Below are 23,262 nucleotides of genomic sequence, written 5' to 3'. Positions count from 1 at the left end.
CAGGGAAGGCGCTAAATTGTAGCTACCTATCCGGGCGACGCCCATGACAGCCCGCGGCTATGGAGGGACGAACGTGGAACTCTTCGGCGACAAACCTGCCGTCGCTGCCGCGGCCCTGACCAGGCTCGTCGCCGCCGAGGCCATGACTCCTGGAAATCCGGCCGGCCGCCTCCAGGCGTACCTCAGCGATCTGGTGGTGCGGAACGGGCCCCGCATCGTCGAGCAGCTCGCCATCGAACTGGCACGCCAGCACTTGGCCACCATGGATTTGCTGGCCAAGGAGACGGGAAAGCCCGCCGCCCGCTACCTTGACGAAGTTGAGCTGGCGGCCGCCATGGATGAGAGCATCGGCCGGGATTCGGCAGACCCCGGCGACGGTTACTGACGCCCGCCGGTGGCCCTTTACGGGCCGGTCGCGTCCCGTCGCCGTGCCGCGAACGCGAACAAGGACGTCGTTGCCACCGTAGCCAGGTACCCCGCGATCACAATCAGCGAGATCCCGGCCCAGAAGTAGTTTGTGGTGCTGGTTTCCTGCCACGGGCTGGGCGCAATCCGGATCAGCGAATAGACGGCCACCCCGGCCGAGGCCAACCCGATCAGCACCGGAAGCGTCAGCCAGATCCGGGCCGAGCCAAGGTGCCGGCCGAACCCGTCCCACTCGTTCCAGGAACCGCGGCGCAGGATCAGCCAGCCCGCAGGGATCATGAAGGCACCCACCAGCAGGAAGGCGGCCACCACGTCCGCGGGCCGGTGCCACTGGTTGATCACGGTGGAGGCGCCGGAGGCAATGGCAAACGAACCACCAATGAAACCGGCCATGGGGCGCCAGCGCGGGGATGCCATCAGGAACACGGCGGCCGCGGCGGAGGCCGCCAGCGTGGTGTGCCCGGACGGCAGGGAGTTAAGCTCAAGGGTCAGCACGCCTTTGTCCGGACGGGCAGGCAGCAGGTCCTTGAGCACCTGCGTGGCCACGTTGGCGCCGATGCACGCCGCCACCGCGATTCCCGCTTCCGCCCAATGCCGCCGGATCACCGTGACGAACAGGACCACGACGGCGGCCATCACCAGGGAGATGGTGGGCAGCCAGTCCAGGAACTGGGTTGCGGCCTTGCCTGCCGGTCCGTGGATGTCCACGGCTTCCACCAACGCGGACTCATCGATGAACTGGCCCGTTGCAGTCTGGACGAAGAAGTAGTACGTGGCAACCAGCCCGGCAATGCAGGCCACAGTGGACAGCACGAACAGGAACGCCGAGCCCGGAGCGGGCCGGGAGGGTGTCCTGGTGGGTAGTTGCTGTGAAGAAGTCATCGCGCTTAAGGGTGACACAAAAAGCTGGATGGCTGCTCAGGGGCCGGTGGCATCCGGCTTAACGGGGTCGAGCCGGGGAATGCTTGCTGCCGCCACCAGCACTGCGAGGACGCCCAGGCCGAACGGCAGCGCCGTGGCCGTCGCGATGCCGCCCACCAGGAGCGGGCCGCCGGCGTCACCCAGTTCGCGGCCGAGTTCGGCCGAGCCCATGGTCCGGCCCATCCGTTCCGGCGGCGTGGTGTCCGCCAGGTGCGCGAAGCCCAGCGGCGTGGCGGCGCCGATCCCGGTCCCGATGCACGCCGCGGCCACGAAAACGGTCACCACGCCCGGGGCAGCCGCAACGAGGGCGACGCCCGCGGCAATCAGCAGCAGGCCAACGGTGGTGCCCCTGTTGTCAGTGACGGCGTTCCGGTCACGCAGCCTGCCGATCCACGGCTGGGTCAGCACCGAGCCCAGCGCCACCACGCTGACCGCGGCCGTGCCGGCGAAGGCGTCCATGCCATGGCGGGCGGCCAGTGCCGGAAGGAAACCGACGGCGGCACCCAGCGCGCCGGTGGACGCGGCCAGCACCAGCGTGGGAACCAGGAACTGACGCTCGCCCACCTGCCGGGCCAGGTCCATCACCGTGTACCGCTTTCGGGGGAGCGGTTCCAGGTTCGCGACGGACACCAGCACCCACACGGCCGTGAGCGCGGCCAGGACGGAGAGGGCGCCGAACAACAGCGGGAAACCGCCCGCCAGGATCAGCCCCGCACCCAGCGGCGGCCCGATGATGTAGCCCAGGCTCTTCCAGGAGCCATACCGGCCAAAGTAGGTGCCGGCCTTGCCGCCGCGTGCCATCCGGGCCACCATCGCGGACGACGCCGGCGAAAAGGCCGACGCCGCAGCGCCCTGTCCCAGCCGGGCCAGGGCAAGGACCAGGGGATCGGCCGCGCCAAGTCCGATCAGCGACAGCGCGGCGAAGGCCAGCAGGCCGCCCACGACGACAGGTTTGGTTCCGATCCGGTCGCTGAGCGCACCGAAGACGGGTTTGAGGAACACCTCGGCAACGTCATACAAGGCCAGGAGGATTCCGAGGTTCAGCAGCGTCAAGCCAATATTTCCGCTTTGCGAGCCCAGCCCGGCCGCAATGCTGTGGGCGCCGAAGGCTGTGACGAATCCCGCTGCGTACAGTGGCGCCGAGGACGAGCGGACGGCCTGGCCTTCAGTGCTCATGATTGGGACTTTAGTACCTTCACAAACTTGTGAAAACTACGAAGATTAATCCATGAACACTGTCATCCAAACTGTGGGCTTGCATAAAAACTTTGGCAAGGTCCGTGCCCTGGACGGGCTGGACCTTGACGTCCGGGCAGGGGAGATCCATGGCTTCCTGGGGCCCAACGGCGCCGGGAAATCGACCACCCTGCGAATCCTGCTGGGCCTGGCCAAGGCAACATCCGGTTCCGCCACCGTCCTTGGCATGGACCCCTGGACCCAGGCTGTTGAACTCCACCGGCGCCTGGCCTATGTCCCCGGCGACGTCAGGCTGTGGCCCAACCTCTCCGGCGGCGAAACCATCGACCTTCTCTCCCGGCTCCGCGGCGGTACAGCGGATGCTGCGGCGTACCGCCGCAGCAAGGACCGGCTGTGCCAGGCCTTCGACTTTGATCCGGCCAAGAAGGGGCGCGCCTACTCCAAAGGCAACCGGCAGAAGGTGGCCCTGATCGCGGCCCTCGCCACGGACGCCGAGCTTTACCTGCTCGACGAGCCCACGAGCGGCCTCGACCCGCTCATGGAGGAGGTCTTCCGCCGGGAACTGCTCGCCGTCGTCGAACGGGGCGCCACCGTGCTGCTCTCCAGCCACATCCTTACCGAGGTGGAGGTCCTGTGCCACCGGGTAAGCATCATCCGCGCCGGCAGGATTGTGGACGGCGGAACGCTGGACTCCCTGCGCCACTTGACCAGGACCGAAATTTCGTTCGCCGCCGATGGCCTGGACACAGCCTCCCTGGCACGGCTGGGGGCCGTGCATGACCTGACATTCGACGCCGGCCGGGTCAAGTTCAGCGCGGAATCGGACCGGGTGGCGGAGGTGCTGCCCGCCCTGGGCGCCCTGGCGGTGCAGGGGCTGACCATTACGCCGCCGTCGCTCGAGGAACTGTTCCTGCGGCACTACGGCGACCCGGCGGCAGGTGCCGAATCCGGGGCGCGGGACGATGACGGGGACCACCGGCACGGCGCGCGCCGGCACCTGCTGGGCGCCAGGGGACGTGGCTGACATGGCCGTCCTCATGATCCTCTGGGGCCAGCGGTTGCGCCGTGACCGCTGGCAGCTGCTGAGCTGGATCCTGGGAATCGGCGCCTTCGCCCTGTTCGCCGCCTCCGCCGTGACCCAGACGTACGGCAACGCCGCCAGCCGCGCCGAAATTTTGCAGGTGGCCATCGCCACCCCCGCCATCCTGATGCTGCGCGGCCTGCCCCGCGGCGCTGACCAGGGCGCCTTCACGTTCTTCCTGGTCTATGCCTTCCTGGCCCTGCTGGCCGGACTGATGAGCACGTTCCTGGCCGTGCGCCACACCCGTGCCGACGAGGAAACCGGGGGCGCCGAGCTGGTGGCCGCCACCCCCGCGGGCCGGCTCTTGCCCACAATTGCCACCGTCCTGCACGGTGCGGCGGCCAATGTCCTGGCGGCGCTCGCCGTCTTCGCCGGCCTTGCCGCCCAGGGCCTGGACCTGCAGGGGTCCCTCGTTGCGGGTGCGGCCACGGGCGCCGTCGGCCTTGCCTTCCTTGGCGTGGGCATCCTGGTGGCCCAGTTCATAAGCACCTCGCGCGGCGCCAACGGTGTCTCCTCCGCCCTGGTTGTCCTGGCGTACGTGCTGCGCGGGATCGGCGACGCCACCGGAACCCCGCACGCTGACGGAACGTCCATGACCGAGGGCGCCGCCAGCTGGTTCTCGCCCATCGGATGGGGCCAGCAGACGTTCGCCTTCTCCGGCAACCGGGCCTGGCCGTTGCTGCTGCCGCTGGGGCTCGGCGTCGCCTGCCTCGGGGCCGCATGGGCCATCCTGGGCACCCGGGACAGCGGCGCCAGTGTTTGGGGTGCCCGCCCCGGACGCCTCACCGCCCGGCCGGGCCTGCGCAGCCCTGCGGCCCTCGCCCTGCGCCTGCAAGCCAACTCGATCATCGGCTGGGCACTGGGTGGCCTGGCCCTCGGCCTGCTGGCCGGGTCGCTGGGAAAGGCGATTGCCGCCGTCGACACGCCGGACACCAATATCACCGCCGTCCTGAGGTCGATCCTCCAGTCGCAGGGCACTTCCCTGACCCAGCTCATGGTGTCTGTCCTGTTCTCGATGGCAGGGATCCTGGCCGCTGCCTGCGCGCTGCAGGCCGTGATCAGGCTCAGGCAGGAAGAGGCCGCCGGGACCGCGGAACTGCTGCTCGCCGCTCCGGTGGGGCGGATGCGCTGGCTGGCCGGCTACCTGGTGCTCGGTGCCGCAGCAGTGGTCCTGGTTATTGGCCTGACCGCGGTGGGCACGTGGATCACGCTGACCGGTTCCGGTGACCAGGCCATGCCGGCCGATGCGCTCTGGCAAACCGCCGTGGCGCAGCTGCCGGCGGCGCTGGTCTACCTCGCCGTGCCCGCCCTGGTGTTCGTCCTGTGGCCCGCCGCGACCATTGGCGTTGGCTGGGCCCTGCTGGGGCTCGGGGTGTTCCTGGGGATCTTCGGCGGCATGCTGGGCCTGGACCAGAGCCTCCGCGACCTCTCCCCGTTTACCCACACGCCGGTCCCGCACGGGAACGCGACCGACTGGAGCGGGGCGTGGTGGATGCTGGCCATCGCCGTCGTCGCCGGCGCGCTTGCCGTCGCGGCGATGCGGCGGCGGGAGGTGGGGGCGGCATGAGCGCCGGGACGGGGGTGGCTGCCGCCCGGGACGCCGGGGTGGCCGCCGCGGCTGCCGAACGGACGGCTGCCGCGTTCGCCGCCGCCGGGTTTCCGAAGATGCCCGCCAGGACGCTCCTGACCCTGGTGTCATCCGAGCAGGGGAGCCTTACGGCTGCAGAGCTCGCGGAGCGGCTGGGGGCCAGCGCCGCCGCCGTGTCCGGGGCGGTGCGCTACCTGCAGACCGTCGGCTTCGTGCACCGCGTATCGCAGCCCGGCAGCCGCCGCGACCTCTACGCACTGCACGACGACGAGTGGTATGTGGTGTCCATGCGGAACAGTCCCATTTACGAGAAGCTCGCCGAGCTGACGGACGCCACCGCCGAGGCCCTGCCGGAAGGTTCGGCGGCCCGGGCCCGGGTGGCCGAGATGGCCCGCTTCTACCGCTTCCTCAAATCAAGGATGCCGGCCCTGCTGGACGACTGGGAAAAGGAACGGGAGGCGCAGCCGTGACCATCATCGACAACGCGGTGTACGTGAACGGGCTGCGGACCGAGGACCCCGAGGACCTGGACGAGACCTATTTCCTGCTGCGGCAGCGTGAGGGGATGGCATGGATCGGGCTCTACCGGCCGGATGCCGCGGAACTGGAGTCCGTCGGCGAGGAATTCGACCTTAACCCCTTGGCCGTGGAGGACGCGCTCGCCGGGCATCAGCGCGCCAAACTGGAACACTACGGGGAGTGCCTGTTCCTCGTGCTTCGGCCCGCCAAGTACCGTGACGACGTCGAGAAGGTCGACTTTGGCGAGATCCACGTCTTTGTCGGCGAAGAATACGTCGTCACCGTCCGGCACGCCGAGTCCCCGGACCTGGCCCGGGTCAGGCGGCGGATGGAGTCCATGCCGGAATTCCTTGCCCTCGGCCCGGACGCGGTGCTGTACGGCATCCTGGACCAGGTGGTGGACGAATACGAACCCGTCGCCGCCGGGCTGGAAAACGATATCGACGAGATCGAGGACGACCTCTTCGGCGCCGACCCGGACGTATCCCGCCGCATCTACGAACTGTCCCGCCAGGTGATCATGTTCCAGCGTGCCACCAGTCCGCTGGCCGGGATCCTGCACGCCCTGATGTCCGGAACCCCGGACCGCGAGCAGGCATCGGAGCTCCGTGACCACTACCGGGACGTCCTGGACCACGTGCTCCGGCTCAACGAACGCGTGGCGGCCTTCCGCGCCCTGCTGCAGAACGCCCTCGCGGTCAACGCCGCCTTGGTGGCCCAGCGGCAAAACGATGAAATGAAGAACCTGACAGTTTCCAGCTACGCCCAGAACGAGGAGGTTAAAAGGATCTCCTCCTGGGCTGCCATCCTGTTCGCCCCCACGCTCGTGGCATCCATTTACGGCATGAACTTCCGCATCATGCCCGAGCTCGAGTGGGACTACGGCTACCCGTATGCCATTGGACTGATGCTGCTCCTCGGGCTCATCCTGTACCTGGCGTTCAAGCACAACAAGTGGATCTAGGTTTTCCACACCGCCGTTGCCGCAGATCCGGGAGGACTCCGGCGCCGGTACAGTGAAACGCATGCCGCGCCACGATGCCCCGATACCCCCGCTGGACGAACTCCTTGCGGGAGCGCACGTGGTCAGCCTGCCGATGCGGGTCAAGTTTCGCGGCATCATGGAACGTGAATCACTGCTGCTCCGCGGCCCGGCCGGGTGGGGCGAGTTCTGCCCGTTCCCGGAGTACGGCGACGCCGAGGCTTCCCGCTGGCTGGCCGCCGCCATTGAAGCGGGCTGGCAGGGCTTCCCGGCGCCGCTGCGCAGGTCCGTACCGGTCAACGCCACCGTACCCGCCGTTCCCGCGGACAGGGTGCCGGAGGTCCTGGCCAGGTTCGGCCGGGTGGACGCGGTCAAGGTCAAGGTCGCCGAGCGCGGACAGTCCCTGGACGACGACGACGCCCGGCTTCACGCCGTCCGGGCCGCCCTGCCCGGGGCCGCCATCCGGGTGGATGCCAACGGCGGCTGGGACGTGCCCGCAGCGGTGGGGGCCCTGACCCGGCTGGCCGCCGTCGGCCTGGAATACGCCGAGCAGCCGGTACCCACCATCGAAGGGCTGGCCGAGGTCCGCTCCCGGCTGCGGGACGCCGGGACGCCGGTGCTGATCGCCGCCGACGAGAGCGTGCGGAAGGAAACCGACCCCCTGCGCGTCGCCAGGGCCGGTGCGGCGGACCTGATCGTCGTCAAAGTGGCCCCGCTCGGTGGAGTGCGGCGCGCCTTGGACATCGTGGCGCAGGCTGGACTTCCCGCCGTCGTCAGTTCCGCGCTGGACACCTCGGTGGGGATCCGCGCTGGCCTGGCCCTGGCCGCCGCCCTGCCGGACCTGCCCTACGCCTGCGGCCTGGGCACGGTGTCGCTGTTCGAATCCGACGTCACCCTGGACCCCCTGGTGGCCGACGACGGCGCGATCGGCCTCCGCGACGCTGTTCCCGACGCCGGGCTGCTGAAGCGGTTCGCGGCTCCGGCCGAACGCCGGGACTGGTGGCTGGACCGGGTCCGCCGCGTCCACGCCCTCCTCACCGCTCCCTGACACGCCCGCTCACTTTTGGCGGTTTCTCTTGGCACGCCCGCTCACTTTTGGCGGTTTCTCTTGGCACGCCCGCTCACTTTTGGCGGTTTCTCTTGCCACGCCCGCTCACTTTTGGCGGTTTTTCCTGACACGCCCGCTCACTTCTGGCAACGTCCCTGCAGGTCACGGGCGGTTAACCATAACTTCATCAAATGGACGGTTTCCTGTAGGAACGGGCTGGAAGGGTGGGCGGGCACCCCAAAGACATTCCTTCGGAAGGCTCCCCATGTCTGAAACTGCCCGCAAGTTCACCCTGCTGCCCATGCTCGGCCATACGAAGGGCAAGCGCAGCCCGGTCACATGTGCACTCAAATGCGACAACGCCTGCGCCGGCGAGGTCTGCAACACCAGCTCCAACAGCTACTTCCGCGACATAGCCTCCGCCACCCTGTCCCGCCGTGCCGCCCTGGGCCTGGGCGCCGCCGGTGCGCTCGCCGTCGTCCTCGGTTCCGCGGTCACCTCCGCAGAACCCGCCTCCGCCGCAGGCCTGGCCAAGGCTGCCAAGGAGGGCTTCGGCAAGTCCAAGCTGCAGTTCACCGCCATCAAGCCGGTGGACAAGGCCGTTGATGCCTTCACCGTCCCGGACGGATTCACCTGGCAGCCCATCATCCGCTGGGGTGACCCGCTGTTCAACGATTCCCCGGACTTCGACCTGAACAACCAGACCGCGGCAGCGCAGGCCCGGCAGTTCGGCTATAACAACGACTACACGGACATCGTGGAGATCCCGGACAGCAAGGGCCGCCGCGCGGTGCTGTTCACCAACCACGAGTACACCAACGAGAACATCATGGTTCCCGCCGGCTACGATGCCAAGGAAACCCGCGCCATCGGACGTGCCGCCCATGGCCTGGCCGTGGTGGAACTTGAGCGCAAGAACACCACCAAGCCGTGGTCCTACGTCAAGGGCGCGCCGCTGAACCGCCGCTACCTCTCCGACACCACCTACGAACTGACCGGCCCCGTTGCCGGGTCGGCCTTGGTCAAGACCGTCGCCGACCCCTCCGGCCGCGCCATCAAGGGAACGTTCGGCAACTGCTCCGGCGGCACCACCCCCTGGGGCACCATCCTCTCCGGCGAGGAGAACTTCAACGGCTACTTTGTCTCCGGCGGCACCTCCGCCAGCGACAAGCGCTACGGCCTCACCGCCAAGCCCACCGCCCGCCAGTGGGAGTTGGACGATCCCCGCTTCGATACCCGCAATGCCGGCTACGAAAACGAAACCAACCGGTTCGGCTGGATCGTCGAAGTCGACCCGTTCGACCCCACCTCCACCCCCAAGAAGCGCTCCGCGATGGGCCGCTTCAAGCACGAGGGCGCCAACGTGATCGTGGCCGAATCGGGCCATGTGGTGGCCTACATGGGTGACGACGAGAAGTTCGACTACCTCTACAAGTTCGTCTCGGCAGGGAAATACCGCGAGGGCGACCGCAGGAACAACATGGACCTGCTCTCCGAGGGCGACCTGTATGTCGCCAAGTTCACCGGAAACTCTCCCGCGTCGGAAATCACTGGCACCGGGGCGCTTCCCTCCGACGGCGCGTTCGACGGCACTGGCGAATGGCTGCCCCTTGTGGTCGGCGGCAAGTCCGCCGTCCCCGGCATGTCGGTCGAGGAGGTCCTGGTCTACACCCGCCTGGCCGCGGACAAAGTGGGACCCACCAAGATGGACCGTTGCGAGGACGTCCAGCCCAGCCTGCACACCGGCAAGGTGTACGTCGTCTGCACGAACAACTCGGACCGCGGTACCGGCACCAAGGAAGGCGCCACCGAAGTCAACCCGCGCACGCAGAACCGCGACGGGCACATCGTGGAAATCACCGAAACCGGGGACCAGACGTCCACGAAGTTCAACTGGACCCTCCTGATGGTCTGCGGCGATCCCGCCCAGGGCGATGTCACCTACTTCTCCGGCTACCCGGTGGACAAGGTTTCGCCCATCTCCTGCCCGGACAACGTGGCCTTCGACTCCGTCGGCAACCTCTGGATCTCCACCGACGGTGCCCCATCCGGGATCGGCTACAACGACGGACTCTTCAAAGTCACCCTGGACGGTGCAGAGCGCGGCAAAGTGGAACAGTTCCTCTCCGTTCCCCGCGACGCCGAAACCTGCGGGCCGGTCATCCACGACGACGAGCGCACCGTCTTCGTCTCCGTTCAGCACCCGGGCGAGGAAGGCACTTTCGAGGCGCCGCATTCCTACTTCCCGGACTATGTCCCGGCCGGTACGACGCCGGCACCCGGCAAGGTGCGTGCGCCCCGTCCCGCAGTGGTCCAGGTGTTCCGCGGCTAACGCCTGCCAACGCCCGCTCACCTTCGACGGGATTTCCGGTAACGCCCGCTCACTTTCGACGGGTTTTGCGGCAACGCCCGCTCACTTTTGCCCTTCTTGGGCGCATAAGGTGAGCGGGCGTTTCCTTTTGAGTTGTCGTAGGTGAGCGGGGGTTGGGGGATTGGTTGTCATAGGTGAGCGGGGGTTGGAGGGTGGCAGACTGGTTGGGTGACTTTGCCGAACGAACCCGCACCGGACACCTCCGCCGAAACCGATCCCGGGAACGCCAACGCGCCTGCCGACGCCGCGCCCGGGTTGGGCGCGCTTGCTGCGGCACGGATCGCCGTCGACGTCCTGCTCGACGGCGGCGTGCGGCACGTGGTGGTATCGCCCGGATCCCGGTCGGCCCCCATGGCCTATGCCCTGGCAGAGGCGTCCGCGGCCGCCCGGGTGGAGCTCCTGGTGCGGATCGACGAGCGGTCTGCCGGCTTCACGGCCCTGGGCCTTGCCCTCGCCACCGGAACGCCGGCTGCCGTCCTCACCACGTCCGGGACCGCCGTCGGGAACCTGATGCCGGCGGTGATGGAGGCCAACCACGCCGCCGTGCCGCTGATCGTCCTGTCGGCGGACCGGCCGGAGGAACTGCGCGGGACCGGCGCCAACCAAACCACCGTCCAGCCGGACCTGTTCGGCGAGCAGGTCAGGTTCGCCGCCGACATTCCCGCCGGGACAAGCCCGCAGCGCGCCGTGGAAACCGGGCTGTCAGCGGCCACCGGGGCATTCCCGGACCTGCCGCCGGGGCCGGTCCAGCTCAACCTCGCGTTCCGGGACCCGCTGGTTCCGTCGCCACGTGACGGGTTGCCCGAAGCGGTGGAGCGGCAACGCTACCGAGTGGGTTTCGAGCCGCTGGTCATGAACCTGCCGCCCGTCCCGGAGGACCTGCCCCAGCGGCGCACCGTGGTGCTCGCCGGGCACGACGCCGGGCCGGTCGCCGAGGCCTTCGCCCGCGCCCACAACCTCCCGCTTCTGGCTGAGCCCTCCTCCAACGCCAGGTTCGGACCCAACGCGGTGGGCCCCTACCGGCTGCTGCTGGAGCACTTCGGGCCCGGTTCGATCCAGCCCATAGAGCGGGTGGTGCTGTTTGGCCGGCCCACGCTGTCGCGCCCCGTAGCCTCCCTCCTTGCCCGCGCGGACGTTGAATCAGCCCTGTACCAGCCGGTTCCGGTCGCCTGGTACGAACCCGGGCGCCGCACCGAACTGCCGCTGGAAAACCTCGCGGACCTGGCCGACTTCGCCGGCCGCGGGAGCTCCGCCTGGCTGGACACCTGGCTGCTTGCCGGGTCTGCCGCCCAGCACGCGCTGGACCAGGTGGTCTCCGAAGAGTCCGCCGCCACCGGCCCGTCCGTTGCATCCCTGGTGTGGAGGAATGCCCGCGGCCAACTGCTGCTCGGATCCTCCAACGGCATCCGGGACGTTGACCTCGCCGGTTTGCCGGCCCCGGATCCTGCCGCCACGGTTTACGCCAACCGGGGCCTGGCCGGGATCGACGGCACCATTTCCACAGCCACGGGCATCGCGTTGGGCGGGCTGCAGGAAACCACGGTCCTGCTGGGCGACGTGACGTTCCTGCACGACGCCGGCGGCCTCCTCCTCGGCGCGGGCGAGGAACAGCCGGACCTGCGGATCGTCGTCCTCAACGATTCCGGCGGCGCCATCTTCAGCCTGCTGGAGCACGGGGGAGTGGAAGAGGGCGGACGCTACGGGGACGCCGTCGAACGCCTCTTCGGCACCCCGCACTCGGTGGACATCGCGGCACTTGCCACGGCGTACGGCGTCGGGCATTCACTGGTCAGTACGACGGCGGGACTCGCCGAAGCGCTCGGCCAGCCGGTGCAGGGGCGCAGCATCGTCGAAGTCCGCACGGACCGCCGGCAGCTCAGGCAGCTCCATGCCCGCATCAAGGACGCCGTGTCCGCCGCCGTCGCGGGCGTCCTCGCGGGCCGGTAAGCGCCGCACCCGCGTCGGTGCCCCTCGACGGGTGAACTGCCCCGTGACGCAAAAATTCCCTGGCGCTGCCGGAATGACGGCAGCGCCAGGGAATGTGCGCATCGAACGGGAAATGCAGGAACGTCAGAGCACGCGGCCCAGGAACTCCTTGGTCCGGGCATGCTGCGGGTTCGCGATGATCTCCCGGGGGTCGCCCGATTCCACCACCACACCGCCGTCCATGAAGGTCAGGGTGTCACCCACTTCGCGGGCAAAGCCGATCTCGTGGGTCACCACGATCATGGTCATGCCCGACTTTGCCAGGTCCTTCATCACGTTCAGGACATCGCCCACGAGCTCCGGGTCGAGCGCCGAGGTGGGCTCGTCGAAGAGCATGAGTTCCGGGTCCATGGCCAGGGCACGTGCGATGGCAACGCGCTGCTGCTGGCCGCCTGAGAGCTGGGACGGGTAGTGGCCGGAGCGGTCCGCCAGGCCCACCCGGTCCAGGAGTTCCAGCGCACGCTTCTGGGCGGCAGCCTTGGACTGGCCCTTGACGTGCACGGGTGCTTCCATGACGTTCTGCAGCGCGGTCTTGTGCGGGAACAGGTTGAACCGCTGGAAGACCATGCCGATTTCGCGGCGCTGGGCGGCGATTTCCTTGGTCTTGAGGTCGTGGAGTTTGCCGTTGACCTCGCGGTAGCCAATCAGCTGGCCGCCCACGGAAATCCGCCCGGCGCTGATGGACTCCAGCAGGTTCACGCAGCGCAGCATGGTGGACTTGCCGGAACCCGACGGCCCGATCACCACCGACACTTCGCCTTGCCGCACCGTCATATCGATGCCCCGGAGGACATGGTGGGGCCCGTAGAACTTGTGCAGGCCCTCGATCTTGACCAGCGGCTTTTCTGCTGTCACCGTCATCGTGCACTCTCCTCGGGGAAGTCCGTCTTCATGGACCGCTGGGCGTCGGCACCCGCACCGGCAGCCTTGGCCGCAGCCGGATTCACGGCAGCGGGAGCGAGGTTGTCCACGCCCTTGCCGTAGTACGCCTCGAGGTAGTGCTGGCCCACCATGAGGATGCTGGTGACGAGCAGGTACCAGAACGCGGCAACGATCAGCAGCGGAATCGGTAGGTAGATGCGGTTGGCCAGGGCATTGGTGGCAAAGGTCAGGTCCAGCGTGAACGGGACCGCCAGGACCAGTGAGGTGGTCTTCAGCATGCCGATGGTTTCGTTGCCGGTGGGCGGGACGATGATCCGCATGGCCTGTGGCAGGATGATCCGCCACATGATCTTGCCCTTGGACATGCCGAGCGCCTCCGCGGCCTCCTGCTGGCCCCGGTCCACGGACTTGAGGCCGGCGCGGAAGATTTCCGCCAGGTAGGCCGACTCGTTCAGCCCGAGGCCCAGGATCGCGGGGATCAGGCCTTTGCTGGGATCGGAGAGTGCATAGCTGAACAGTTCAGGACCAAACGGGATCCCCAGCGTGAAGGCCGGGTAGAGAACCGTAACAAGGCCCCAGAACACCAGCTGCGTGTAGACCGGGGTTCCGCGGAAGAACCACACCCAGACCCAACTGGACCAGCGGAAGACCGGGTTCTCGGACTGCCGCATGACTGCCAGCAGGATGGCCAGGACGATGGCCAGGACCATCGATGCCACCGTTAGAAGGAGCGTCCACCCCACGCCCTGGACAACCTTGACGTCCAGGATGTAGGTGCCCACAACGTCCCAGCGGAAGTTGGAGTTGGTGAACAGGCTCTGCACGAGCCCGGCCACCAGGAGGAGGATGATCGCGGCGCTGATCCACCGGCCGGGGTGGCGCACCGGCACTGACTTATTCAGGACCGGTGCGTCCCCTTGTTGATGGTGTTCCATGTGCACGCCTGACTTGTCGTCGGTAACGCGAAAACTCAAGACTTAACCGCCGGGTTGACCTCGGACTTGGTGATGGCGCCCTCGGCGTTGCCCCAGCCTTCCAGGATCTTCTTGTAGGAGCCGTCTGCCATCAGCTTGGTGACGGCCTTCTGGATGACGTCAGCCCAGGCGGTGTCGGCCTTGGCCACGGCGATGCCCTGCGGCGCCGAGTCGTAGACGTCGCCCAGCTTCTCCAGCTGGCCGTTGGTCTGGGTGAGGGCGTAGCCGATGATGGGGGAGTCGGCCGCCATGGCGTCGATGCTGCCGTTCACCAGGCGCGTGGTGACGTCGGTCTGGTTCTTCAGCGTGACGATGTCAATGGGCTTCTTGCCGTCGGCCGCGCACTTCTTGTTGCGGTCGGCGAGGTCCGGGTCTTCCTGCACGGTGCCGGTCTGCACGCCGATGGACTTGCCGCAGACGTCGTCCATCGAGAACTTCTTGGGGTTGCCCTTCTGTACTGCCCAGGCGGTGCCGGCGTTGAAGTAGCTGACCATGTTCACGGCCCCCAGGCGTTCCGGGTTGATGGTGAACGAGGAGATGCCCAGATCGTACTTGGGGCCGAGGGCCGGGAGGATGCCGGTGAACTCGGCAGTCTGGACCTGGACCTTGAGGCCCAGCGTGGCGCCGATGGCCTTGGCGATGTCCACGTCGTAGCCCACGGGAGTCTGGCCGTCCGGACCGAGGAATTCGGCGGGGGCGTAGCTGGTGTCAGAACCAACGGTGATGGTGCCCTTGGACTTGATGGCGTCCGGGACCATGGCGGCCAGGGCGTCATCCTTCTTGACGGTGGTGGGATCAAAGCTGGCGCTGGCGCTGCCTGACGAGGTAGCCGCGCTGGAAGGACCCGTTTCCGAGGCATTGGTGCATGCTGAGAGGGCCAGGGCGCTGATGGCGATCATAGTGGCGGCGGTCAGCTTGGAGGTGCCCAGGAGGGTACGGGGAGTCTGCATTTCTTACCTTTTGTTGCAGGGGCTATGAGGTACTAACGCGGCTTATAGTGTAACGCTCAACAAGAGAGGTACGTCACACGCAACTAAGTTTCACTATTGGATAACTGTAGCGGGGGCAAAATCAAGCCTTCCAGAGCAGGACTTGTCTGTCATCCCAGACTCGGGGCCCAGCCTCGGGGCCCAGACTCGGGGCCGCCGGAAACTAGCTGTTGATGCCCAGGGACTCCAGCATCGGCCGGAATTTAGCCCAGGTTTCAGCCAATTCGGCCGCCGGCAAAGAGCCGTCAACAATTCCGCACCCGGCATACAGCCTGACGGTGTCGGGTGACTCGATGACGGCGCCGCGCAGCGCGATGCCCCATTCGCCGTTACCCGCGGCGTCCAGCCAGCCCACCGGCCCGGCATACGGTCCACGGTCCAGGTGCTCCAGCTTGCGGATCAGCTCGCCCGCCACGAGGGTGGGCGTCCCGCAGACGGCCGCGGTGGGGTGCAGTGCGTTGATCAGGGCCAGGCACGTGGGGACGTGCCCTTCCACCTCGGTGAGCTCCGCCTTGACGTCGGAGGCCAGGTGCCAGACATTGGGCAGTTCCAGGATGAACGGCTCGTCGTGGGCATTCATCGCCTCGGAGAAGGGCGCCAGCTGCTTGGTCAGCGACTGGATGGCGATCTCGTGCTCATGGCGCTGCTTTTCCGAACCCGCCAGGACCCGGGTGGCGTAATCCATGGGCGCGCCGTCCTCACCGTGGGCGTCCCGCCGGTCAAGGGTGCCGGCGAGCACCCGGGCCTGGGCGGTGCGTCCTTCCACCTGGATCAGCATCTCCGGTGTGGCGCCCACCAGGCCATCTACCCCGTAGGTCCAGCATTCGCGGTACCTGGCGGCGAGCTCACGCAATACATCGGCGGCATGTACGCCGGAAGGAATGGTTGCCACCACATCCCGCGCCAGCACCAGCTTCTCCAGCGCTCCGGTACGGATCTCGGCGACACCGGCGGCCACAGCGTCCATCCAGGCTTCCTCGCTGAGGGACCCGGTGTGCAGTGTTGCGCCGGCGGCCAGGGGGAGGGGACGCACGACGGCGCCGCGGCCTTTGCCGGGCACGCCGCCCTGGGGAGCGTCCCCGGCGGAGTCCGCCGCCGTGGTGCCCTTAGCGTCCGGGTTTCCGGCGGCAGCACTACCGAGCCAGCGGTCCAGTGCCGCAACCGCCGTCTCTTCGGTGAGCGGGCCGTCGTCGAACGTTAACTGGGTGAGCCACACCTGGTTGTCCCGGACGCCCACCACAATCTCCGGCACGATCAGCCGCGACTCGTGCCGCGAGGTCTTCGAGAAGGCGAAGGAACCGAAAGCGACAGGGCCGGTGCCGGGCAGCTCCACGGCATCCGTGACGTCCGCCTCAAGGACCAGGTGCCGCCACCAGATATCCGCTTCCAGGAACCGGTCCGGACCGGTGGCGGTGAAGCGTGAAATTTCGCCAAACCCGGCCAGCCCGGCTTCGCGGCGGGTCCAGCACAGGACGTCGTCCCGGACCAGAAACGAAGGCAGCCCCCCGGGGAATGTTTTGCCATCCAGGGGGACTGTCAGGGTGCGGAACGTGCTCGTCATGATGAGACAACACTACTCCCGCGTAGGCCGGGGCCATCTCCGGGTGCAGGGAGGGGCAAAAAGGAGATGGAGGCGCTGGTCCGGACCGCCGCGAACATTTGAGACAATGTCATGGTGAACCGAGCATCCTTGGATAAGCGTCCGGACGAAGTAGCCACGATGTTTGACGACGTCGCACCGAAATACGACGTCGTCAACGATGTCCTTTCCATGGGACAGACCCGCCGCTGGCGGAAGATCGTGGTGGACGCGATGGAAGTCTCCAAGGGCCAGCGCGTCCTTGACCTGGCGGCCGGCACGGGCACGTCCAGCGAACCATATGCCGACGCCGGCATAGACGTGGTGGCCTGCGACTTCTCCCTGGGCATGCTCAAGGTGGGCAAGCGCCGCCGCCCGGACATCGACTTCATCGCCGGTGACGCCACCAACCTGCCGTTCGCTGACAACACGTTTGATGCCACCACCATCTCGTTCGGCCTGCGCAATGTGAACGAGCCCAAGAAGGCGCTGGCCGAGATGCTGCGCGTCACCAAGCCCGGCGGCCGCCTGGTCATCGCCGAGTTCTCCCAGCCCGTGGTCCCGCTGTGGCGCACCATGTACACCGAATACCTGATGCGTGCCCTGCCGGCCATCGCCGTCAAGGTCGCCTCCAACCCGGATGCCTATGTCTACCTGGCCGAGTCCATCCGCGCCTGGCCGGACCAGGACCACCTGGCAGCCTGGCTGCAGGACAGCGGCTGGGAAAAGGTCACCTACCGCAACCTCACCGGTGGAATCGTGGCCGTGCACCGGGCCTTCAAACCCGCCGGCGCACCCGAGGGTGCCGCGGCCGCCATCGCCGCGCACAAAGGCCCGGTGGCCAAGCTGCGCCGCAACATCGTCCGCTGACCTGTGAAGGTACTGATTGTCGGCGCAGGTCCGGCCGGGTCCACCGCCGCGTACTACCTCGCCAAGGCCGGCCTTGAGGTCACGGTCCTGGAAAAGACGCAGTTCCCGCGCGAGAAGGTTTGCGGGGACGGCCTCACGCCCCGCGCCGTCCGCGAAATCCAGAAGCTCGGCCTGCCGCACCCCGAGAATGACGGCTGGCGGAGGAACAAGGGCCTGCGCCTGATCGCCGGTGGCCGCACCATCGAGCTGCCCTGGCCTGAGGTGTCCGACTTCCCGCAGTACGGCCTGATCCGCACCCGCCTAGGCTTTGACGAGGAACTGGCGCGGCACGCTGAGGCTGCCGGTGCCACCATCCTTGAGCGGCACAGCGTCACCGATGCCCTCCGGAACGACGCCGGCCGCGTCACCGGGGTCCGCGCAGCGCTCCTTGACGGGAACGGACGCAAGACCGGCGACACGCGTGACTTTGCTGCCGACGTCGTCCTCGCAGCCGACGGCAACTCCACCCGCACGGCCGTGTCCCTCGGAATCCAAAAACGCGACGACCGGCCCCTGGGCGTTGCCGTCCGCACCTATTTCACGTCGCCGCGCACCGACGACGACTGGATGGAAGGCTGGCTGGAGCTCCCCGGCCGCGACGGCAAGCTGCTGCCCGGCTACGGCTGGGTGTTCGGCGTGGGCGACGGCACCTCCAACGTGGGCCTGGGCATCCTGAACTCCTCCAAGGAATTCGGCAAACTGGACTACAAACAGGTCCTGCGCGAATGGACCGCCGGGATGCCCGCCGACTGGGGCTTCACACCGGAAAACCAGGTGGGGGAGATCCGCGGCGCCGCGCTGCCCATGGGCTTCAACCGCACACCCCACTACTCTCCGGGCCTGCTCCTGCTGGGCGACGCCGGCGGCATGGTGTCCCCGTTCAACGGTGAGGGTATCTCCTACGCGATGGAGTCGGCACGATTTGCGGCCGAGTTCATCATCGACGCCTCCTCCCGTTCGGCTGCCTTGGGCGGAACGTACGACGCCGACGCACACCTGTCGCGGTACGCGGACTACGTGCGCGGCCAGTGGGGTTCGCACTTCACCCTCGGCCGGGCCTTCGCCGCATTGATCGGGAAGCCGGCCGTGATGAAGCTCGCCCTGCGGACCGGCATGCCCATCCCCGTCCTGATGCGGTTCGTGGTCCGGCTCCTGGCCAACCTCACGGACCCGTCAGCCAAGGGCTTCGAGGACCGGGTGATCCGCGTCCTGGAATCGCTGGTTCCGGCCACGTCCAATACCCCGTCAGCTTCGAATCAGCGGTATCCGCAACAAAAAGTTAGGGTTAACCCGTGACCAAATCCGCAGACCACAGCTGGACGCACGCCGGGCACGGCCTGCCGGACTCCGAACCCAGCCTCAATACCACCGCTATTGCCACGGGACTCCAGCTGCCGGCCGGTTTTGCCGCCATTGCGGAGGATGCCGAGCTTGGCCCGGCCATCACCAACAACCTGGCCAAGGTGGAGAAGAAACTCCGGGAGGCGATCGCCAACTCGGACCCCCTGGCCGATGCCACGTCCCGCCACCTGGTGGAAGCCGGGGGCAAGCGCATCCGGCCGCTGCTGACCCTGCTGTGCGCCCACCTCGGCGACGCATCCCTGCCCGCCGTGGTGCAGGCCGCCGTCGTGGTTGAACTGACGCACCTGGCCACCCTCTACCACGACGACGTCATGGACTCCGCCCCGTTCCGCCGCGGCGCTCCCACAGCCCACGAAGTCTGGGGCAACTCCGTGGCCGTCCTCACCGGCGACCTGATCTTCGCCCGGGCATCCATCCTGGTGTCCGAACTGGGCGGCCGCGCGCTGGGCATCCAGGCCCGCACGTTTGAGCGCCTGTGCCTGGGCCAGTTGCACGAGACCGTGGGTCCGCGTCCGGACGAGGACCCGGTGGAGCACTACCTGTCCGTGATCGCGGACAAGACGGGTTCCCTGGTGGCGGCCTCGGGCCAGTTCGGTGCCATCTTCTCCGGCGCCGACGAGGCATTCGAGGACATCCTGGTGGAATACGGCGAGAAGGTGGGCGTTGCCTTCCAGCTGGCCGACGACGTCATCGACGTCACCGGTGTCAAGGTCAAGTCCGGCAAGTCACCCGGAACGGACCTCCGCGAAGGGGTCCCCACCCTGCCGGTGCTGCTCCTGCGCAAGGCTGCCGCCGACGGCGACCAGTCCGCCGTCGAGCTCCTGACGCTGATAGACGGCGACCTGACCTCGGACGAAGCCCTGGCCGCCGCCGTCGCCGGGTTGCGGGAGCACCCCGTCACGGCCGAGTCCTGGGTAGTGGCACGCCGCTGGGCCGACGAAGCCATCGCCGCCCTCGCGCCGCTGCCGGACGGGGTGGTCAAGGAGTCGCTGTCCAACTTTGCGCTGGCCGTGGTGGACCGCGCCAGCTGATCTTCTGCGGGAGCCCGGCGCCTCTGGTCCAGCCAGCAGGTGCCGGGCTTCTTTTTTTGATGTGGCGTTAACGGGATAGCCCCGGTCCTCAACAACCGAAGCTGCTGTGAACCGGGGCTATCTCTCCGTTCGCATCAGACCCGCCGGAGGCGTTTAGCGGATCCGTGAATAGCTTATGACAGCTTTGTCACAATGCGCAAGTCTTCTGTAACTGCCTGTGTCAAAAAGTTTTTCCGCTGAGTCTGCCCGCCTTTCAGCGCCGGCGGGTGACCAACCCCGGCATGTTGCAGTGGCGCGCCGGGACGGCAGCCGGAACGTGAGGAGTTTCAGCGCCGCGGGTTACCCACATAGCGCGAATCAGGCTCCCCGGCGGGGGCAGCCGTCCGCTGTGCTGACCTCATGGATGTTTGTCACTTCCTTCGCAATGCCGGTTCTGTGGCCCGCACGGCAACAATCCTCAAGGCCGGGTTTTCCGACCGGGACATCCGCAACGCGGCGGCATCCGGTGAACTCTGCCGCCTGAGGCACGGAGTGCTGGCCCTCCGGGAAGCCCCTCAGGACTTTGTGGCCGCGGTGCTGGGCAACGGACTGCTTACCTGCGCCTCAGGGGCCCCGCACCACGGGCTGTGGCTGCTGCACCCGCCGGAGAAGGTGCATCTGCTGTGCCGGCACGCCGGGCCGCCGCATGCCGTGGTGCACCGCGGGTCCCTGGTCCCGCACGGTACGGCGGAGCCCGTTGCCAGTACCACTGACATCCTCATCCACGCATTGCGCTGCCTGCCCGGGGTAGAGGCCGCTGTGATGGTGGAGAGCGCGGTGCGGCAAGGCGTGACGACCTTGCCGTACCTGCATCAACGGCTGCCGGGAAACCGGAATGGAGCCGCGCGCCAAGTCCTGGACCTTGTCGACGGCAGCGCGGATTCGCCACTTGAAGTGGTGGCCCGCATCCTCTTTCGTGCAGCGGGAATCCATACCCAAACCCAGGTCGGGTTGCCCGGAATCGGCTACGTCGACTTCCTGCTGGAGGGGTTCCTGATCGTCGAGATCGACGGCGCCAGCCACCTGGAGCCGCGACAGGTGAAGAAAGACCGCTCACGGAACAATGCCAGCACCCTCAGCGGCTATGCGGTGTTGCGATACGGGTACGCGGACGTCGTCCACAACCCGCAGAAGGTGCTTGCCGAGGTCTGGCAGGTGCTCAGGGGCAGGGTCATCCGCTGAAATTCCCCACCTTTCAACCGCAAAGCCGGGGACTCGCGGGCAAAACCGGGGAACACGCCGTCGGCACCCCTCAAAGGCGGGGATATTCAGCGAGGGCCGGCCCAGCAGGGGAGTGGGGAGCCCCTACTCTTCCTCTTCGTCGTCCTCGAAAGCCCACTCGAACATGTCGAACACGAACTCGGAGAAGGTGCCTTCCTCGGACTTCCACTGGCCGCGGGCGTTGTTGCGGCGGTACACAATGGGGTCCGGGACGCCGAGGTCGCCCACGCGGAAGCCCCAGGTGAACTGTTCCTCTTCGTCTTCGAGGAACATCAGGAAGCCCTCGTCATCGACCTCGAGCTCTTCCGGGTCCCAGAAGTAGTGGTAGGCCTCCATCAGGTCTTCGCAGCCGCCCAGGGCAAGGTAGAACTCGCGCAGGACCAGCGGGATCTCGAACTGGTGCTCGGCGAGGGCGCTGTCCAGTTCCTCCGGGGTCAGGCCATCTGCTTCCTGCCATTCATCCTCGAGATACTTCGGAACAAGCGCGCGGAACTTCTCGAGGAACATGTCAGTCATGCTCATATCCTAGCCAATGCCGGACCCTCCAAAATGACACGGAGCAGCCACTACAGCCCCGTATCGCCAGCCCGCCGGTGCCACCCTCGGACAGCAAGCGGCGCCTGCCAGGACCGCCGCCAGGCCAGGACCCGGAACGTGAAAACCAATGCCGCGATGGCCGCCGCCGTCAGCACGTTGAAGACGCCCAGCACCCACAACACGGCGGTCAGGGACGAACCCAGGAACGCCGGCAGCGCGTAAATGTCCTTGGGGTTGAAGAGTTCCGGCACCTCGTTGGCGGTGATGTCGCGCAACAGGCCGCCGCCTACCGCCGTCGTCACGCCCAGCAGCACGGACGCCACCGGGTTCAGCCCGGTGGCCAGGGCCTTGAGGGTGCCGGTCATGCAGAACAGGGCCAGGCCGGCGGCGTCGAAGAGGACCAGCAGCGACGTGTAGCGCTGGACGCTGGAGAACAGGAAATACACGAGCGCCGTGGCGAAGACCGGCGGGAATAGATAGGCGGGGTTGGTGAATGCTGCCGGGACCACGGCGATGATGATGTCCCGGATGACGCCGCCGCCAAGGCCCACCAGCGAAGCCAGCAGCAGAGAGCCGACAATGTCGATCTGCTTCCGTGCCGCAAGCAATGACCCCGATACGGCAAAGAAAAACACGCCCAGAAGGTCCAGCCATACCGGGGAGTTGTCAAAGGCGAATGTCATGGGGCGTCCCGGTATTTCAAAGAGGGCGGACAGGGCGGCTCCAACGTTACGCTAGCCCCTATGAACAGCCCCATCATGATCGCCTGCGCCCATGGGACGTCCAACACACAGGGAGCCGCGGAGGTCAACGCGCTGCGCGCCGCCATCGCTGAACTCCGGCCGGGCCTGGAGGTCAGGGAAGCATATGTTGACGTCCAGCAGCCGGACCTGGTGGACGTGGTGGCCGGCCTGCCGGAGGGGGAGCCCGCGGTGGTGGTCCCGCTGCTGCTGAGTGTCGGGTACCACGTGAAGGTGGACATTGCGCGGGCCGTGAAGAGCCGCCCCGGCAGCGCCGCCGCCGCTCCGCTAGGCCCGGACCCCCGGCTTGCCGCCCTGCTGGACCAGCGGCTGCGTGAGGCGGGCACCACGGACAACGACGTCGTCGTCCTCGCCGCGGCGGGCTCGTCCAATCCCAACGCCGCCGTCAGCGTCGAGGAGCTGCTGGGCCAGCTCCGGGAGCTCCGGTCCAACCGGATCGTGGCCGCGTACGGCGCCTCGGCCAAGCCCTCGGTGCCCGACGCCGTCGCCATGCTTCGGGAGGAGCTGGCAGGAGGTGCGGGCGCGGGGGAGTCCGCAGGAGCGGTCGACGTCGGCGGCCGGGTGGTGATTGCCTCCTACCTGCTGGCGCCGGGCTTCTTCCACGACCAGCTCGCGAAGGCGGGCGCCGACGTCGTCACCGAACCCCTGCTGCCATCCGCGACGCTTGCGGACATCGCGCTGGACAGGTACGACGCCGCCGTCGCGGCAATGCACGCAACCCGCTCCGAACCTGCCCCGGAAGCCGCGCCCGCAGCACCGACGGCGGGAGTGCCCGGGGCACCCGCCGATACACAGCACGGTGGCATCTTCAAGGCCGTTCGGCGTTTCGTGACGAAATATTTCCCTAGGTGACTCAGCA

General features: G+C 67.6%; 21 protein-coding genes. 13 read left to right on the top strand and 8 right to left on the bottom strand.

The window, feature by feature from the left end:
- Positions 1–43 precede the first annotated feature (43 nt).
- Complete coding sequence (locus C563_RS0103240) at positions 44–385, top strand: hypothetical protein (RefSeq protein WP_231369821.1); 342 nt, start codon at positions 44–46, stop codon at positions 383–385.
- Positions 386–402: 17 nt separating this feature from the next.
- On the opposite strand, the gene C563_RS0103235 is transcribed toward C563_RS0103240, so the two are convergent.
- Both C563_RS0103235 and C563_RS0103230 read right to left on the bottom strand, forming a co-directional pair.
- Complete coding sequence (locus C563_RS0103235) at positions 403–1,308, bottom strand: phosphatase PAP2 family protein (protein ID WP_043423647.1); 906 nt, start codon at positions 1,306–1,308, stop codon at positions 403–405.
- Between the two features lie 36 nt (positions 1,309–1,344).
- Positions 1,345–2,523 (bottom strand): MFS transporter, encoded by a 1,179-nt coding sequence (locus C563_RS0103230; RefSeq protein ID WP_018760595.1) that lies wholly within the window; start codon positions 2,521–2,523, stop codon positions 1,345–1,347.
- A gap of 52 nt (positions 2,524–2,575) precedes the next feature.
- On the opposite strand from C563_RS0103230, the gene C563_RS0103225 reads away from it, so the two are divergent.
- The 7 genes from C563_RS0103225 (at position 2,576) to menD (ending at position 12,080) form a co-directional block, all read left to right on the top strand.
- Positions 2,576–3,568 carry an ABC transporter ATP-binding protein gene (locus tag C563_RS0103225; RefSeq protein ID WP_018760594.1) on the top strand — a complete coding sequence of 331 codons (993 nt, stop codon included), beginning with the start codon at positions 2,576–2,578 and terminating at the stop codon, positions 3,566–3,568.
- Positions 3,507–5,192, top strand: a complete 1,686-nt coding sequence (locus tag C563_RS0103220) for an ABC transporter permease (protein WP_018760593.1) — start codon at positions 3,507–3,509, stop codon at positions 5,190–5,192. The genes C563_RS0103225 and C563_RS0103220 overlap by 62 nt, the downstream gene beginning before the upstream one ends.
- The gene (locus tag C563_RS0103215; RefSeq protein WP_018760592.1) at positions 5,189–5,683 is read left to right on the top strand and encodes a GbsR/MarR family transcriptional regulator; all 495 of its coding nucleotides are present in this window, start codon (positions 5,189–5,191) and stop codon (positions 5,681–5,683) included. Before C563_RS0103220 ends, C563_RS0103215 begins: the two co-directional genes overlap by 4 nt.
- Positions 5,680–6,696: a magnesium/cobalt transporter CorA gene (corA, locus tag C563_RS0103210; RefSeq protein ID WP_018760591.1), complete on the top strand. Its 1,017-nt coding sequence runs from the start codon at positions 5,680–5,682 to the stop codon at positions 6,694–6,696. Before C563_RS0103215 ends, corA begins: the two co-directional genes overlap by 4 nt.
- A gap of 61 nt (positions 6,697–6,757) precedes the next feature.
- A complete protein-coding gene (locus C563_RS0103205; protein WP_026264329.1) occupies positions 6,758–7,762 on the top strand; it encodes an o-succinylbenzoate synthase in 1,005 nt (334 codons plus the stop codon).
- A gap of 265 nt (positions 7,763–8,027) precedes the next feature.
- The gene (locus C563_RS0103200; protein ID WP_018760589.1) at positions 8,028–10,094 is read left to right on the top strand and encodes a PhoX family protein; all 2,067 of its coding nucleotides are present in this window, start codon (positions 8,028–8,030) and stop codon (positions 10,092–10,094) included.
- 213 nt (positions 10,095–10,307) lie between these two features.
- Positions 10,308–12,080, top strand: coding sequence for a 2-succinyl-5-enolpyruvyl-6-hydroxy-3-cyclohexene-1-carboxylic-acid synthase (menD, locus tag C563_RS0103195; protein WP_018760588.1), 1,773 nt, complete (start codon positions 10,308–10,310; stop codon positions 12,078–12,080).
- Between the two features lie 123 nt (positions 12,081–12,203).
- On the opposite strand, the gene C563_RS0103190 is transcribed toward menD, so the two are convergent.
- The 4 genes from C563_RS0103190 to C563_RS0103175 form a co-directional block, all read right to left on the bottom strand.
- Positions 12,204–12,980, bottom strand: a complete 777-nt coding sequence (locus C563_RS0103190) for an amino acid ABC transporter ATP-binding protein (protein ID WP_018760587.1) — start codon at positions 12,978–12,980, stop codon at positions 12,204–12,206.
- The gene (locus tag C563_RS0103185) at positions 12,977–13,936 is read right to left on the bottom strand and encodes an amino acid ABC transporter permease (RefSeq protein WP_018760586.1); all 960 of its coding nucleotides are present in this window, start codon (positions 13,934–13,936) and stop codon (positions 12,977–12,979) included. Before C563_RS0103185 ends, C563_RS0103190 begins: the two co-directional genes overlap by 4 nt.
- A 35-nt stretch (positions 13,937–13,971) precedes the next feature.
- The gene (locus C563_RS0103180; RefSeq protein ID WP_018760585.1) at positions 13,972–14,925 is read right to left on the bottom strand and encodes an ABC transporter substrate-binding protein; all 954 of its coding nucleotides are present in this window, start codon (positions 14,923–14,925) and stop codon (positions 13,972–13,974) included.
- A 202-nt stretch (positions 14,926–15,127) separates the two neighbouring features.
- The gene (locus C563_RS0103175; RefSeq protein WP_018760584.1) at positions 15,128–16,525 is read right to left on the bottom strand and encodes an isochorismate synthase; all 1,398 of its coding nucleotides are present in this window, start codon (positions 16,523–16,525) and stop codon (positions 15,128–15,130) included.
- A gap of 114 nt (positions 16,526–16,639) precedes the next feature.
- Here C563_RS0103175 and C563_RS0103170 point away from each other — a divergent pair, with 114 nt between their 5' ends.
- The 4 genes from C563_RS0103170 (at position 16,640) to C563_RS0103155 (ending at position 21,066) form a co-directional block, all read left to right on the top strand.
- The gene (locus C563_RS0103170; RefSeq protein ID WP_231369820.1) at positions 16,640–17,413 is read left to right on the top strand and encodes a demethylmenaquinone methyltransferase; all 774 of its coding nucleotides are present in this window, start codon (positions 16,640–16,642) and stop codon (positions 17,411–17,413) included.
- A 3-nt stretch (positions 17,414–17,416) separates the two neighbouring features.
- Positions 17,417–18,748 carry a geranylgeranyl reductase family protein gene (locus C563_RS0103165; protein WP_018760582.1) on the top strand — a complete coding sequence of 444 codons (1,332 nt, stop codon included), beginning with the start codon at positions 17,417–17,419 and terminating at the stop codon, positions 18,746–18,748.
- Positions 18,745–19,845 carry a polyprenyl synthetase family protein gene (locus C563_RS0103160; protein ID WP_018760581.1) on the top strand — a complete coding sequence of 367 codons (1,101 nt, stop codon included), beginning with the start codon at positions 18,745–18,747 and terminating at the stop codon, positions 19,843–19,845. Before C563_RS0103165 ends, C563_RS0103160 begins: the two co-directional genes overlap by 4 nt.
- Before the next feature lie 435 nt (positions 19,846–20,280).
- Entirely contained in the window at positions 20,281–21,066 is a 786-nt protein-coding gene (locus tag C563_RS0103155; RefSeq protein ID WP_018760580.1) for an endonuclease domain-containing protein, read from the top strand.
- A 123-nt stretch (positions 21,067–21,189) separates the two neighbouring features.
- Here the strand turns inward: C563_RS0103155 and C563_RS0103150 are convergent, their stop codons facing one another.
- On the bottom strand, positions 21,190–21,621 hold the full coding sequence (locus C563_RS0103150; RefSeq protein WP_018760579.1) for a hypothetical protein: 432 nt from the start codon (positions 21,619–21,621) through the stop codon (positions 21,190–21,192).
- 50 nt (positions 21,622–21,671) lie between these two features.
- Positions 21,672–22,325: a trimeric intracellular cation channel family protein gene (locus C563_RS0103145; protein WP_018760578.1), complete on the bottom strand. Its 654-nt coding sequence runs from the start codon at positions 22,323–22,325 to the stop codon at positions 21,672–21,674.
- Between the two features lie 60 nt (positions 22,326–22,385).
- Here C563_RS0103145 and C563_RS0103140 point away from each other — a divergent pair, with 60 nt between their 5' ends.
- The gene (locus tag C563_RS0103140) at positions 22,386–23,255 is read left to right on the top strand and encodes a sirohydrochlorin chelatase (protein WP_026264327.1); all 870 of its coding nucleotides are present in this window, start codon (positions 22,386–22,388) and stop codon (positions 23,253–23,255) included.
- The last annotated feature ends 7 nt before the right edge of the window (positions 23,256–23,262 follow it).

Origin of the sequence: Arthrobacter sp. 135MFCol5.1 (assembly GCF_000374865.1) — a bacterium.
Classification (GTDB): domain Bacteria; phylum Actinomycetota; class Actinomycetes; order Actinomycetales; family Micrococcaceae; genus Arthrobacter.
The sequence above is the reverse complement of the archived record's forward strand: the minus strand, read 5'-3'. Positions and strand labels throughout refer to the sequence as shown.

Bases quoted from the DNA above. Each gene is read 5' to 3' on its own strand.
- C563_RS0103240 (WP_231369821.1), top strand. From the start codon at position 44: ATGACAGCCCGCGGCTATGGAGGGACGAACGTGGAACTCTTCGGCGAC.
- C563_RS0103235 (WP_043423647.1), bottom strand. From the start codon at position 1,308: ATGACTTCTTCACAGCAACTACCCACCAGGACACCCTCCCGGCCCGCT.
- C563_RS0103230 (WP_018760595.1), bottom strand. From the start codon at position 2,523: ATGAGCACTGAAGGCCAGGCCGTCCGCTCGTCCTCGGCGCCACTGTAC.
- C563_RS0103225 (WP_018760594.1), top strand. From the start codon at position 2,576: ATGAACACTGTCATCCAAACTGTGGGCTTGCATAAAAACTTTGGCAAG.
- C563_RS0103220 (WP_018760593.1), top strand. From the start codon at position 3,507: ATGACGGGGACCACCGGCACGGCGCGCGCCGGCACCTGCTGGGCGCCA.
- C563_RS0103215 (WP_018760592.1), top strand. From the start codon at position 5,189: ATGAGCGCCGGGACGGGGGTGGCTGCCGCCCGGGACGCCGGGGTGGCC.
- C563_RS0103205 (WP_026264329.1), top strand. From the start codon at position 6,758: ATGCCGCGCCACGATGCCCCGATACCCCCGCTGGACGAACTCCTTGCG.
- C563_RS0103200 (WP_018760589.1), top strand. From the start codon at position 8,028: ATGTCTGAAACTGCCCGCAAGTTCACCCTGCTGCCCATGCTCGGCCAT.
- C563_RS0103190 (WP_018760587.1), bottom strand. From the start codon at position 12,980: ATGACGGTGACAGCAGAAAAGCCGCTGGTCAAGATCGAGGGCCTGCAC.
- C563_RS0103185 (WP_018760586.1), bottom strand. From the start codon at position 13,936: ATGGAACACCATCAACAAGGGGACGCACCGGTCCTGAATAAGTCAGTG.
- C563_RS0103180 (WP_018760585.1), bottom strand. From the start codon at position 14,925: ATGCAGACTCCCCGTACCCTCCTGGGCACCTCCAAGCTGACCGCCGCC.
- C563_RS0103175 (WP_018760584.1), bottom strand. From the start codon at position 16,525: ATGACGAGCACGTTCCGCACCCTGACAGTCCCCCTGGATGGCAAAACA.
- C563_RS0103150 (WP_018760579.1), bottom strand. From the start codon at position 21,621: ATGACTGACATGTTCCTCGAGAAGTTCCGCGCGCTTGTTCCGAAGTAT.
- C563_RS0103145 (WP_018760578.1), bottom strand. From the start codon at position 22,325: ATGACATTCGCCTTTGACAACTCCCCGGTATGGCTGGACCTTCTGGGC.
- C563_RS0103140 (WP_026264327.1), top strand. From the start codon at position 22,386: ATGAACAGCCCCATCATGATCGCCTGCGCCCATGGGACGTCCAACACA.